Origin of the sequence: Caulobacter sp. CCG-8, from assembly GCF_037402475.1 — a bacterium.
GTDB lineage: Bacteria > Pseudomonadota > Alphaproteobacteria > Caulobacterales > Caulobacteraceae > Caulobacter.
This window is the reverse complement of sequence record NZ_JBBEUD010000004.1, coordinates 200,804-213,760: the sequence shown is the minus strand read 5'-3', so window position 1 is coordinate 213,760 and position 12,957 is coordinate 200,804. Positions and strand designations below refer to the sequence as shown.

The 12,957-nt window shown below is 71.4% G+C and carries 11 protein-coding genes; 5 read left to right on the top strand and 6 right to left on the bottom strand.

Annotated elements, in window-relative coordinates:
* Nucleotides 1–39: 39 nt before the first annotated feature.
* Nucleotides 40–1,362 carry a site-2 protease family protein gene (locus WAE60_RS05320; protein WP_337685316.1) on the bottom strand — a complete coding sequence of 441 codons (1,323 nt, stop codon included), beginning with the start codon at nt 1,360–1,362 and terminating at the stop codon, nt 40–42.
* Between the two features lie 200 nt (nt 1,363–1,562).
* On the opposite strand from WAE60_RS05320, the gene WAE60_RS05315 reads away from it, so the two are divergent.
* The 3 genes from WAE60_RS05315 to WAE60_RS05305 all read left to right on the top strand — a co-directional run bounded on the left by WAE60_RS05315 (nt 1,563) and on the right by WAE60_RS05305 (nt 4,577).
* On the top strand, nt 1,563–2,423 hold the full coding sequence (locus WAE60_RS05315; protein WP_029909314.1) for a bifunctional hydroxymethylpyrimidine kinase/phosphomethylpyrimidine kinase: 861 nt from the start codon (nt 1,563–1,565) through the stop codon (nt 2,421–2,423).
* 203 nt (nt 2,424–2,626) lie between these two features.
* The gene (locus WAE60_RS05310) at nt 2,627–3,754 is read left to right on the top strand and encodes a serine hydrolase domain-containing protein (RefSeq protein ID WP_337685315.1); all 1,128 of its coding nucleotides are present in this window, start codon (nt 2,627–2,629) and stop codon (nt 3,752–3,754) included.
* A gap of 10 nt (nt 3,755–3,764) precedes the next feature.
* Entirely contained in the window at nt 3,765–4,577 is an 813-nt protein-coding gene (locus WAE60_RS05305; protein WP_337685314.1) for a transporter, read from the top strand.
* Here the strand turns inward: WAE60_RS05305 and WAE60_RS05300 are convergent.
* The 5 genes from WAE60_RS05300 to WAE60_RS05280 all read right to left on the bottom strand — a co-directional run bounded on the left by WAE60_RS05300 (nt 4,574) and on the right by WAE60_RS05280 (nt 10,524).
* Nucleotides 4,574–5,953 (bottom strand): MFS transporter, encoded by a 1,380-nt coding sequence (locus tag WAE60_RS05300; RefSeq protein WP_337685313.1) that lies wholly within the window; start codon nt 5,951–5,953, stop codon nt 4,574–4,576. The genes WAE60_RS05305 and WAE60_RS05300 overlap by 4 nt on opposite strands.
* A 92-nt stretch (nt 5,954–6,045) precedes the next feature.
* On the bottom strand, nt 6,046–7,350 hold the full coding sequence (locus tag WAE60_RS05295; RefSeq protein WP_337685312.1) for a serine hydrolase domain-containing protein: 1,305 nt from the start codon (nt 7,348–7,350) through the stop codon (nt 6,046–6,048).
* 68 nt (nt 7,351–7,418) lie between these two features.
* A complete protein-coding gene (gene rarD / locus WAE60_RS05290; RefSeq protein WP_029909294.1) occupies nt 7,419–8,339 on the bottom strand; it encodes an EamA family transporter RarD in 921 nt (306 codons plus the stop codon).
* 105 nt (nt 8,340–8,444) lie between these two features.
* Nucleotides 8,445–9,473: an aspartate-semialdehyde dehydrogenase gene (locus WAE60_RS05285; protein ID WP_029909292.1), complete on the bottom strand. Its 1,029-nt coding sequence runs from the start codon at nt 9,471–9,473 to the stop codon at nt 8,445–8,447.
* A gap of 157 nt (nt 9,474–9,630) precedes the next feature.
* Nucleotides 9,631–10,524 (bottom strand): LysR family transcriptional regulator, encoded by an 894-nt coding sequence (locus WAE60_RS05280; RefSeq protein WP_029909290.1) that lies wholly within the window; start codon nt 10,522–10,524, stop codon nt 9,631–9,633.
* A gap of 105 nt (nt 10,525–10,629) precedes the next feature.
* Between WAE60_RS05280 and WAE60_RS05275 the strand changes: the two genes are divergently transcribed.
* The gene (locus tag WAE60_RS05275) at nt 10,630–11,625 is read left to right on the top strand and encodes an aldo/keto reductase (RefSeq protein ID WP_337685311.1); all 996 of its coding nucleotides are present in this window, start codon (nt 10,630–10,632) and stop codon (nt 11,623–11,625) included.
* A 101-nt stretch (nt 11,626–11,726) separates the two neighbouring features.
* Nucleotides 11,727–12,914 (top strand): cyclopropane-fatty-acyl-phospholipid synthase family protein, encoded by a 1,188-nt coding sequence (locus tag WAE60_RS05270; RefSeq protein WP_337685310.1) that lies wholly within the window; start codon nt 11,727–11,729, stop codon nt 12,912–12,914.
* Nucleotides 12,915–12,957 lie beyond the last annotated feature (43 nt).

The window sequence follows — 12,957 nt, the reverse complement described above, 5'->3', positions numbered from 1 at the left end:
CGGAAGGGCCCGCCGCGGAAACGCGGCGGGCCTTTTTTGCTAGACGGCCGGGCGCTCCAGCGCACGGCTCAGGATGTGATCGCCCAGCCGCTCGGCCTCGGCCGCGCCGGCGGCGTCCGCGCGCGCCCGCCGGGCCTCGGCCAGCCGCCGGGCGAAGGCGGCCTTGTCGCTGGGCGTCTCCAGCTCGGGAAGCGCCTGAGCCAGCAGGCCCTCGCCGATGTCGGCCTGCCCCCGGGCGGCCAGCCAAGCACCATGGGTCCCCTTGATGGCCGGGACGTCGGGCAGCAGCGACAGGGCGACCTGGAGCTGCCGTTCGGCGAGGTCGAGATCGGCGTCGGGTCCGGCGTTGATCGCCGCCCAGGCGATATTGCCGGCCATCCAGCCGGCCATGTACGCATGCCAGTCGAACGGCCTGGGCGGTCCGGCCGGCGCTTCGGCGGCCAGGGCGCGATAGCGGGCGAGCGCCGCGCGATCGTCCTTCGCCAGGGAGATGCAGTGGACGACCATGCCCAGGGCGTACGGATCGTTCGGCCAGACCTTCAGCTGGGCCTCGAAGGCGTCGGCGGCCTCTGAAAAGCGGCCGGCCAAGGTCAGGCGCTGGGTCTGGCGGAGCAGGGGGAACCGCTCGTTGGCGTCGGGCGCGGGCTTGCGCAGCAGCGCCAGGATCAGGGCGCCGTCCGAGGGGTGGTCGACGCCCTTGCTCGGCCACAGCGCGTTGAGCGCCATCAGCAGATTCAGGAACAGCCAGCCGACGACGACCGCCCCCGCCAGGCCCCCCGCGGCGCCGTCCGCGAACGGAAAGAGCGCCGCCGCCACGACCGCCGCCGCCAGGTTGGCCAGGGCGCCGCCGACGTAGCTCACGCCGCTGCGCCAACGGCTGGCCCCCTCGGGCGGGATGAACAGGGTCATCCCGCCCAGCGCCGCGTAGCGATGGATCGACCACCGGACGCCCCAGGCGCGGCGCGCCAAGGCCACAGGGCCGCGGCCAACCTGCGCGTCGACCACGTCGAAGCCGACCGCCTTGGCGGCCAGGACGTGTCCGGATTCGTGGACCAGGATGGCCAGCGGGCGGGCGAGGACCAGGGTCAGCCAGAGCAGGACGCCGAAAGCGAAGCCGCCGTCCAGGCTGCACCACCAGGCGATCGCGGCCGAGGTGAACAGCTGGAAGAACCAGCTATGCCAGTAGGCGCGATCGGGGCCGGCCTGATAGGGCTTGCACCCGAAGCAGACGTGACCCCGACGGCCGAACATGCCGCCGCGCTCGACGCGGAACGACGAGGCGACGGCGGATCGGAAACCGCATTGGCGGCAGCGGCGCGTCGCGCCCGCACGGAGAGGGCCGTCCGAAATGAAACCAAGCATGGCCTTAGCCTGTCCATGGTCAGGCTTGGCGAGTCAACGCCGCCGCCCGCCGGGCGCCGCTTCGCGGCGGGCTCTTCGTTGGGCGGTTGAACAAGGTCTGGGATGCTCGGGCAAAGACATACCGATGTTATGCGGTCAGTCGCCGATCATGGCCCAGCTTGCCCTATTCAAGTCCCCAATGCTCGGCTAAGCCGCTAGTCATGCCGCTCGCTCTGATCATCTCCAGCCATGTCGCCGGCAGCCGGGTCGGCGCGTCGGCCCAGGCCGCCGCCCTCGTGCAGTTCCGCATCGACTCGATGGTCGTGCCGACCGTGCTGTTCGGCCGCCATCCCGGCTGGGGCATCCCCGGCGGCGCGCCCGCGCCCATCGAGGTGATGGAGGGCATGCTGGACGGCATCGAGGCCAACGGCCTGTTCGGCCTGACCGACATGGTCATCACCGGCTATTTCGCCAGCGCCGCCCAGGTGCGCGCCGCCGCCCGGACCATCGACGCCGTCCGCGCCACGCCGCGCGAGAACCCGCCGCAGGGCGCGACGGCCCGCAAGCCGACCGTGATCGTCGATCCCACCATGGGCGACGCAGGCAAGGGCCTCTATGTCCCCGCCGAGGTGGCCGAGGCCATCGCCAGCGACCTGATCCCGCGCGCCGACATCGTGGCCTGCAACGCCTGGGAGCTGCAGCGCCTGACCGGCACGGACTCGCGCGACCCCCACGCGGCGGTGCGCGCCGGCCGGCTGCTGGGCAAGCCGACCCTGGTGTCGTCCGTGCACAGAGGAAACGAGATCGGCGTGGTCTATGTCGACCGCAAGGAGGCCTGGCTGGCCGCCCACGCCAAGGCCGAGCGCTCGCCCAGCGGCACCGGCGACCTGCTGACCGCCCTCTACGCCGCCTCGATCCTGGAGGGCCAGACCATCTCGTACGGCCTAGCCCGCGCCGTGGGCGGCGTGGCCGAGACCGTGACGGCGGCCAATATCTGGAACGCGCCCGAACTGCCGATCGTGGCCATGGCCGCGCGGATCAAGCAGACCTCGCCCACCGTGCGGATCGAGCGGCTGGCCTAGCGGCAGCGACCACAAATTCAGCCCGTCATCCCGGGCCTTGTGCCCGGGACCCCTCTGTCCGCCGCAAGGGCGGAGGTGTGGCGCGCCAGCGCGCCAAAGCGCTTCACGTGCGGGCTGAACCAGGGATCCCGGGCACAAGGCCCGGGATGACGGTGTTGTGGTGGCGGGTGACAAGCTGAACGGCGGTGGAGTAGAGCACACCCATGACCGTCGACATCACCGGCTTCTGCCCCGACCGCTTCTCCGCCGTCCGCGACGCCTTCGCGGCGAACTTCGAGGATGGAGGCGAGCTGGGCGCGCGCTTCAGCCTGGCCATCCACGGCGAGGTCGTCGTCGACCTGATGGGCGGCTTCGCCGACCGCAAGGGCGAGGTCGCCTTCGGGCCCGACACCCTGACGCCGCTGTTCTCGACCACCAAGGCCGTCGCCGCCCTGCTGATCGCCCGCCTCGTGGACCAGGGCCGGTTGTCCTACGACCAGACCGTCGCCTCGGTCTGGCCGGAGTTCGCCCAAGCCGGCAAGCAGGACGTCACGGTCGGCCAGGTGATGTCGCACCAGGACGGCCTGTCGGGCTTCCCCGACGAGACCGACCCGGCCATCTGGTTCGACTGGCAGGCCACGACCGCCAAGCTGGCCGCCATGGCCCCGCTGTGGCCGGTCGGTTCGGCCAGCGGCTACCACCCGGTGACCTTCGGCTTCACGGCCGGCGAGATCTTCCGCCGCGTCGACGGCCGGACCATGGGGACGGCCCTGCGCGAGGACCTTGCCCGGCCGCTGGACCTCGATATCTGGATCGGCTTGCCCGACAGCGAGCACGCCCGCTGCGCCGAGCTGATGCGCCCCACCGCCCTGCCCAAGTTCGGGGCGATGAACGAGGCGGTGAAGGCCGCCTTCATGACCAAGTGGGCCGCCCCCGGCGGCCGAGGCACCGCCGACTGGCGCCGGGCCGAGATCCCCTCGGCCAACGGCCACGCCACCGCCCCGGCCCTGGCCCGGCTGATGGGCGCCCTGGCCTCGGGCGGCGAGCTGGACGGCGTCCCGGTGCTGTCGCCGGCGGTGATCGCCCTGGCCAGCGCCGAGCGGATCGTCGGCCAGGACCTGGTCCTGCCCTATGTGATCAGCTGGGGCGCGGGCTTCATGCGCAACACGCCCAACTTCTTCTACGGCCCGACGGCCGAGGCGTTCGGCCACAGCGGTTGGGGCGGCTCGTGCGCCTTCGCCGACCCCTCGCGCGGCGTGTCCGGGGCCTATGTGATGAACAAGCAGGGCACGGAGCTGATCGGGGATCCGCGCGCCGTGCGTTTGATCCAGGCGGCGTACACGGCGCTCTAGGGAGGCGGACATGGCCAAGGCCGGAATCGTCAGCGTCGCCGGTCTCGTCTGGCTCCTGGCCTCGACCGCCCACGCTCAAGACACCGGACGCGACTTCTGCGCCGACCGGCCGGGCAAGGGCTCGCCGCCCTGCGTGCTGGACGCCGGCCGCTTCCAGGCCGAGCTGGGCCTGGCCGACCGCGCCTGGACCCGAGGCGGCGGGACGTCGAGCGACGACACCTCCTTCGGGACGCTGGAGCTGCGGCTGGGCCTGTCCGACCGCGTCGAGGGTCAGCTCAGCTGGAACGCCTACGAGCGGATCCACGACAAGGACCGCGCCAGCGGCGCCAGCGCCACCGCCGACGGCGTCGGCGACCTGGGGGTGGCCTTGCGCTGGTCGCTGAAGAACCCGGGCGGCGACGGCGTCTCGGTCGCCCTGCAGCCCTTCGTCACCGCGCCGGTCGGATCGGACCAGATCGGCGACGGGACCTGGCTGGGCGGTCTGATCCTGCCCGTCTCCCTGCCGCTGAACGCCGACTGGTCGCTGGCCCTGTCGCCCGAGGTCGACGTCCGCGCCGACGCCGACGGCTCGGGCCGTCACGCCGGCTTCGGCGGGGCGGTCGGGATCGGGCGGTCGTTCGGGCCGGTGGCCCTGGGCGTGGAGCTGTGGGCCGATCGCGATGAGGACCCGTCCGGCCACGTCACCTCGGCCAGCTTCGACCTGACGGCCGCGTGGACCCCGCCCGCGCTGAAGGACGTCCAGCTGGACGCCTCGGCCTATGTGGGGCTGAACCACGACACGCCGGATCTGGAGCTGGCGGTGGGCGTGGCCAAGCGGTTCTAGGCCTTTCGGCTAGGCTTTCCCTCGATGGTCAGCGCCCCGACGATCCCCGCGAGGATCGCCGTCGCCGCGCTGATCCCCATCACCCACGGATAGCCGGACGGGCCCGGCGCGAAATAGATCAGGCCCAGTATGGCCACCGCCAGCAGGCCGGCGATCCGGGCCACGGCGTTGTTGATCCCCGAGGCGACGCCGGCATGGCTGGCGGCCACGGCGCTCATCACCGTGTTGGTCAGGGGCGCGACCGCGATGGTCATGCCCAGGGCCACGGTCAGCAGGCCGGGCAGCACGCCGGTCCAGAAGCCCGCGCCGATCCACGGTCCGCCCAGCAGGGCGAAGCCGATCCCCGCCAGGATCGGACCCACCGTCAGCATCGGCCGCGCCCCGAACCGGTCGGCCAGTCGGCCCGCCAGCCCCGACAGGGTTCCCATGACCAGCGAGAACGGCAGCAGGGTCGCCCCCGCGGCGGCGGCCGCGTAGCCGTGCCGGGCGATCAGTTCGTAGGGCAGGAAGAACAGGGCCCCGGTCAGGCCGAAATAGAGCGCCAGGGTCAGCAGGTTGGCGCCGCTGAAGGTCCGCGAGCGGTAGAGCGCCAGCGGCATCATCGGATGGGCCTCGCGGGCCTGGCTGACGACGAAGCCGGCCAGCAGGGCCGCGCCGACCGCCAGGGCGCCCCAGACCGCCGGGCTGGTCCAGCCCCGCTCGCCGGCGGCGGTCAGGCCCCAGGTCACCGCGCCCAGGCCGGCGGCGGCCAGGACCGCGCCGCGCCAGTCAAGGCGCTCGACCTCGGGGTCGCGACTCTCGCGCACCGCGGCCAGGGCCAGCCAGACCGTGGCGACCGCCAGGGGGATGTTGATCAGGAAGATGGCGCGCCACGAGACATGGTCGACCAGCCAGCCGCCCAGCACCGGCCCGATCGCGGTGGTCACCGCCCCGAATCCGGCCCAGGCCCCGATCGCCCCGCCGCGCTCCTGGTCGTCGAAGGTGGAGCCCAGGATCGCCAGGCTGGCCGGGACCAGCAGGGCCGCGGCGATCCCCTGGACGGCGCGGGCGGCGATCAGCCAGCCGGCGTCCGGGGCCAGGGCGCAGCCCAGCGAGGCGGCGGCGAACAGGCCGACCCCGATCACGAACACCCGCCGCCGACCGTAGCGATCGCCGGCCGAGCCGCCGATCAGCACCAGGGCGCCCAGCAGCAGGAGGTAGGCGTTGACGATCCACTGCACCTGGGCGGGGTCGGCCTTCAGCGCCGCGCGCATGGCCGGCAGGGCGACATTGACCACCGAGCCGTCGATGAAGGCCATGCTCGAGCCCAGCACCGTGGCCGCCAGGGCCAGGCGCTTGCGCGGCGCGGAGGCTTCGGGGCGGGCGGCGCGGATCACGCCTTCGTCACAGGGGGGATGATGCGGGCCGGCCATGGCCGTGAGCATGGCCCAGGCGCGCGCCCGGCGCCATGCCCCGTCCGACGGCGTCGTCAGGCCCGCGCCAGCCGGCCGGCCAGGGCCTCTTCCTGGCGGGTCAGCTTCGAGCGGCCCTTGTTGCGCGCCAGCGGCGCGGCCTGGCCGGTCAGCAGATAGGCCATCCCCCGACCCTTCGTCGGATGGACCCACAGGCCCGAGGTCAGGCCGTAGGCGTCGCCGGCGTGGCCGATCCAGCCCTCGCAGCCGTCGAACGGATCGTCGCTTCCCGTCGTCCCGGTCAGGGTCTGGACGCCGAGGCCGTAGGCGCGGATCAGGCCGCCATAGCCTTCGCCGTTCGGGCGGGCCGGATCGAAGCGCCAGGTCGGCGTGGTCATGGCGGCGAAGGTCTCGGGCCTAAGGATCGGGGCGCCCCGCCGGGCCAGCAGCCGTCCGATCGCCGCCAAGTCGACGACCGAGGCCCGCAGGCCGCCCTGCGGTCCGAAGACGAAGCCGTTCTCGCCGGGCTGGTAGCTGTCCAGCGCGCGTCCGGCCGCCTCGGGCGCCACACGGACGGCGAGCTCGGGGGCGGGCGGCAGGGTCTGGTCGAGCTGGGCGACCCAGGGGCCGGCCGCGTCCCAGGGACCGTCGTCGGACGGGGCCTTGCGGTAGAGCACCGCGCGCCGGTCGCGGACCGCCTGGGCGACGCCGCTCCAGTTGAAGCCGGCCTGGACGCCCAGCGGGTCCAGCACCCGCGCGGTCATGAAACGGTCGAAGCGCTGGCCCGACAGCCGCTCGATCAGCTGGGCGACCACGGCGAAGTTGACGTCGGCATAGGCGAACCAGTCGCCCGGGGCCTCGCCGGCCGGTCCGAACCAGGCCCCGTCGTCCCACTGGGCGCCGCCGGGCGCCAGGGCCGCGCTCAGCGGGCGGCCGAAGGCGACGGGATAGCTGGGGCCGTTGCGCAGGCCGCTGGCGTGCGACATCAGCCGGCGCGGGGTGATCGCCGCCTTGGGGAAGCGCGGATGGCGCAGGGTCCAGCCCAGGATGTCGGAGACGTCGTCGTCGAGCCCGACCTTGCCGGCCTCGACCAGGGTCATGAAGCCCAGGGCCGTGACCAGCTTGGAGATCGAGGCGATGCGGGCCGGGGAGTCCGCCGTCATCGAGCGACCGGTCGCGACGTCGGCCAGGCCGCGCGCCACGGTCGTCGCGCCGGGCCTGGACGCGTCCCTGAACGCCGCGCCCGCCAGGCCCGGAACGGCGGCACCCGGATCGCCGGCCCCGGCCAGCAGGTCGTCCAGCGGGTCGCGCGCCGCGCCGGTCAGGGCGCCGGTGAGGACCAAGCCGCCGCCGGCGGCGAGCACGGAACGTCGGGTGGGCATGCGGCGGACTCTCCTGGAGCCCGTCAGCCTAGCCGACTTCCCGGCCCCGTCATCCCCGGCCCGCCGATTCAGGCCGCCACCGCTCGCGTCCGCTTCCACGCCCCGTAGGCGAACACCGCCACGCCCGCCCAGATGAAGCCGAACGACAGGGCCCGCAGCGGGGTGAAGGCCTCGCCCAGCGCCACGCCGATCAGGAACTGGAGGGTCGGGGCGATGAACTGCAGGAAGCCCATGGCGCTGAGCGGCATGCGGCGGGCCGACCAGGCGAACAGGGCCAGGGGCACGACGGTGGCCGGACCGGCCAGGGCCAGCAGGGTGGTGACGCCCGCGCCCGTGGCGAAGTGGCCGGCGCCCGTCGCCTGCAGGTGCAGGACATAGATCAGACCCGGGATCGCCAGATAGGCGCACTCGATGAACAGGCCGGTCTGGGCGTCGGCCTTCACCTGCTTGCGCAGGATGCCGTAGACGCAGAAGCTCAGGGCCACGCCCAGCGAAATGATCGGCAGGTGGCCCAGGGCCGCCGTCTGGATCGCCACCCCGATCACCGCCAGGCCGATGGCGATCGCCCCCTCGCGGCTGATCCGCTCGCGGAACAGCACGGCGCCGGCCGCCATGTTCATCAGCGGGTTGATGTAATAGCCCAGGCTGGCCTCGATCACGTGGCCGGCGGTGACCGCGAACACGTAGATCGACCAGTTGATGAAGATCGCCGCCGTGCTCAGGGCCAGGATCCCCAGGGTGCGGGGCTGGCGCAGCACGGCCGCCACCTGGCCGCCCTGGCGGGCCAGCAGCACGGCGAGGAAGGCCCAGGGCGCGGCCCACAGCGTGCGGTGCGCTACCATCTCCCACGGGCCCACGCCCAGGTTCGACAGCAGGTGGAAATAGAGCGGAAGGAAGCCCCACAGGAGGTAGCAGCCCACCCCGGCGATCAACGCCGTCCGGGCCTCGTCCTGGTTCGTGGCTGGGCTCTTGGTCAGGTCCGCCGACATCGCTTCGTGTCCCCTCGAATCGTAGATCGCAAATGAAAAGGGCTCCCGGGACCTGATGTCCCGGGAGCCCCTGAAATCGTCCACCCGCTTGTTGCGGACGGCGGCTTAGGCCGGGAGTTTCTGCTTGATCAGGCCCTTTTCGTGCAGCAGCTGGGCGATCTGCACGGCGTTCAGGGCCGCCCCCTTGCGGAGGTTGTCGGCCACGCACCAGAGCGCGATGCCGTTCTCGACCGTCGGGTCGGTGCGGATGCGCGAGACATAGACCGGGAACTCGCCGGCCGCTTCCTTGGGCGTCATGTAGCCGCCGTCCTCGCGCTTATCGACCACCTGGACGCCGTCGGCGTCGCGCAGGATCTCGCGGACGTCGTCCTCGTCCAGCGGGGTCTCGAACTCGATGTTCACCGACTCGGCGTGGCCCACCATGACCGGCACGCGCACGGCGGTGGCGGTCAGCTTGATCGACGGATCCAGGATCTTCTTGGTCTCCATCATCATCTTCCACTCTTCCTTGGTGAAGCCGTCTTCCATGAAGACGTCGATGTGGGGGATGACGTTGAAGGCGATCTGCTTGGTGAACTTCTTGGGCGGCGGCGCGCCGAGGACGTAGACGCCCTTGGTCTGCTCCCACAGCTCGTCCATGCCTTCCTTGCCCGCGCCCGAGACCGACTGGTAGGTCGAGACGACCACCCGCTTGATCTTGGCTTCGGCGTGCAGGGGAGCCAGCACCACCACCAGCTGCGCGGTCGAGCAGTTGGGGTTGGCGATGATGTTCTTGGGCAGGCTGTTGACGGCGTCCGGGTTCACTTCCGGCACCACCAGCGGCACGTCCGGATCCATCCGGAAGTGGCTGGAATTGTCGATGACGATGGCGCCGGCCGCGCCGATCTTCTCGCCCCAGGCCTTCGAGATCGCCCCGCCCGCGCTCATCAGCACGATGTCGACGGTCGAGAAGTCGAAGGTCTCCAGGTCCTCGCAGCGGATGATCTGGCTGCCGAACGAGACTTCCACGCCGATGGATTTGCGGCTCGCGATCGCATGCATCTTGTCCACGGGGAATTTCACTTCCTCGAGGATGTTGAACATCTCACGGCCCACATTGCCCGTGGCGCCGACCACGGCGACCCGGTAACCCATCGCAGCCTCCAATTTCAAACTTGATCCCGCCGTCGGCGGCGGGAGCGGACCCGTTACGCCCGGGAAGGCGCATAAGCAAGGACAGGCTTTCTAATGCGACGCTTAGCGCGGCACGTTCGGGGAAGATTTCACCCGGCGTGGACGGGTTCTGCACGCCCTATTTCCGCTCGGCCTTCACGAAGTCCACGAACGCCCGCAGCGGCGCGGGCATGTGGCGGCGGCTGGGATAGTAGAGATAGGGCCCGCTGAACGGCGGCAGCCAGTCGTCGAGCACGGTCTCCAGCCGTCCGGCGGCGATGGCGTGGGCGACGAAGCCCTCGAAGGTGGCCAGCAGGCCCACGCCCGCCTCGCAGGCGGCCAGTTCCAGCTCGCCGCTGTTGGTGACCAGCGGGCCCTCGGGCTGGACGCGGATGACCTCGCCGTCCTTCTCGAACTCCCAGGCGTAGCTGGCTCCGCTGGGGAAGCGGTGGCGGATGCAGGGGTGGTTGAGCACCTCGCGCGGATGGCTCGGCCGGCCGCGCGCGGCGAAATAGGCCGGCGAGCCGACCACGACGAACCGCTGCGGCCCGGCCAGGGGCACGGCGATCATGTCCTTCTCCAGCCGCTCGTCGTAGCGGACGCCGGCGTCGTAGCCGGCCGCCAGCACGTCGACGAAGGCGTCCTCGGCGGTGATCTCCAGCCGCACCCCGGGATGGGCCGCCAGGAAGCGCGGGATCAGGTCGGGGAAGACGATCCGCGACACCGCGCCCGGCACGTTCAGCTTCAGCACGCCGGTCGGGCTGTCGCGGAAGGCGTTGACCTCGTCCAGGGCCAGGGAGACGTCGGCCAGGGCGGGGGTCAGCCGGGCCAGCAGCCGCTCGCCCGCCTCGGTGGGGGTGACGCTGCGGGTGGTGCGGTTCAGGAGGCGCACGCCCAGGTCCGCCTCCAGCCGCCGCAGGGCCTCCGACAGCGACGAGGCCGAGACCCCGCGCTGGGCGGCCGCGCCCCGGAAGCCGCGGGCCCGGGCCACGGCGGTGAAGGCGTCGAGATCGGCGAGGTCGGGCTTGGCCATTGTACGATTTTCCGAACGGCTCGTGCGGTGATGAACGGATTATCGCACGCGAGGCGGCGGCGCATAGTCCCCGCCATCGAACACGCCCCCTTCGGAGACTTCCCCATGCAAACGCGTCAACTCGGCAAGACCGGTCCCGTCGTCTCGACCCTGGGCCTGGGGGCCATGGGCATGTCGGGCATGTACGGCCCGTCCGACCGCGCCGAGAGCCTGGCCACCCTGGACGCCGCCCTGGAGGCCGGGATCACCCTGATCGACACCGGCGACTTCTACGGCATGGGCCACAACGAGATGCTGATCGGCGAGGCGCTGAAGGGCGGCAAGCGCGACAAGGCGATCCTCAGCGTCAAGTTCGGCGCCCAGCGCGACCCCGGGGCCGGCTGGATCGGTTTCGACGGCCGCCCGGCGGCGGTGAAGACCTCGTTGGCCTATACGCTGCAGCGCCTGGGCGTCGACCACATCGACATCTACCGCCCCGCGCGCCTGGACCCGAACGTGCCGATCGAGGACACGGTCGGGGCCATCGCCGAGATGGTCCAGGCGGGCTTCGTGCGTCACATCGGCCTGTCGGAGGTGGGCGTCGAGACCATCCGCAAGGCCCACGCCGTCCACCCCATCGTCGACCTGCAGATCGAGTACGCCCTGATCACCCGAGGCGTGGAGGACAAGATCCTGCCGGTCCTGCGCGAGCTAGGCATCGGCATGACCGCCTACGGCGTGCTGTCGCGCGGCCTGATCAGCGGCCACTGGGACAAGGGCCAGGGCAAGGCCCAGGGCGACTTCCGCGCCTATTCCCCGCGCTTCCAGGGCGACAATGTCGACAAGAACCTGGCCCTGGTGGAGGCCCTGCGCGCCATCGCGGCGGCCAAGGGCGTCAGCGTCGCCCAGATCGCCATCGCTTGGGTGGCGGCGCAAGGCGACGACATCGTGCCGCTGGTCGGGGCCCGCACCCGCGCGCGTCTCGCCGAGTCGCTGGGCGCGCTGGATGTGACCCTGTCGGCCGACGAGCTGGCCGCCATCGAGCGGGCGGTGCCCCGCGACGCCGCGGCGGGCACGCGCTACGCCGAAGCCCAGATGGCGCACCTGGACAGCGAGCGCTGACCGGGGTCGCCTCCGTGGTCCTCGGGGCTCGATTTTCAAGGGTGGGCGGATGAAAATTTCGGCCTGTTCTCGGCCGCGAAGCTGGGTTTAGCTTCGCGGCCATGATCGAAGCTCTGCTGAAAAAGATGGTCAAGGTCGGCGACCTGACCATCCACCTTCCGAACGGTTCGACCACCAAGGCCGGCGACGGCTCGGGCCCGCCCGTGACGATGCGGGTCAACGCCCGCGGCCTGCGCCGTCTGGTCGCCAATCCCAGCCTGGGCTTGGGCGAGGCCTATATGGAAGGCGACCTGAAGATCGAGCAGGGGACCCTGTGGGACCTCTTGGAGATCGTCGGCAGGAGCGGCGGGCGCACGCCCAAGCGCGGCACGCCGGTCACCCGGGCCCGCAAGGCGATCAAGCGCACCGTGCAGTCGGTCAACGACCGCATCGCCTCGCGCCGCAACGTCGCCCACCACTACGACGTGGGCAACGAGCTCTATAAGCGCTTCCTCGACACCGACATGCAGTACAGCTGCGCCTATTTCGCGCGGCCCGACATGACGCTGGAGGAGGCCCAGGCCGCCAAGAAGGCCCATATCGGCGCCAAGCTGAACATCACCCCCGGCATGAAGGTGCTGGACATCGGCTCGGGCTGGGGCGGCATGTCCCTGACCCTGGCGGCCGACCACGGGGCCCGGATGACCGGCGTCACCCTGTCGACCGAGCAGCTGGCCCTGGCCAAGGAGCGGGCCGAGAAGGCGGGGCTGTCGGACCAGGTCGAGTTCCGCCTGACCGACTATCGCGACCTCAATGAGACCTTCGACCGCATCGTCTCGGTGGGCATGCTGGAGCACGTCGGCGCGCCCAACTTCCTGACCTATTTCGAGACCGTGAAACGCCTGCTGGCCGACGACGGCAGCGCGGTGATCCACGCCATCGGCCGCATGTCCGGTCCCGGCGCGACCAACGCCTTCACGGCCAAGTACATCTTCCCCGGCGGCTACATCCCGGGCCTGTCGGAGATCGTCAAAGCCGTCGAGGCGGCGGGCCTGTGGATCACCGACATCGAGATCCTGCGCCTGCACTATGCCGAGACCTGCAAGCACTGGCGGATGCGCTTCCTGGCCGATCCGGACATCCCCGCCATGTTCGACGAGCGGTTCCGGCGGATGTGGGAATTCTACCTGTGCGGGGCCGAGCTGGGCTTCCGCTACGGCGGCCACATGGTCTTCCAGATCCAGGTGGCCAAGAAGGTCGGCGCCCTGCCGATCACCCGCGACTACATGTTCGAGGGCGAGCGGCGCTAGCGGCGCCGCAAATGCGCCTGATTGCGAGGCGCTGATGACCTTC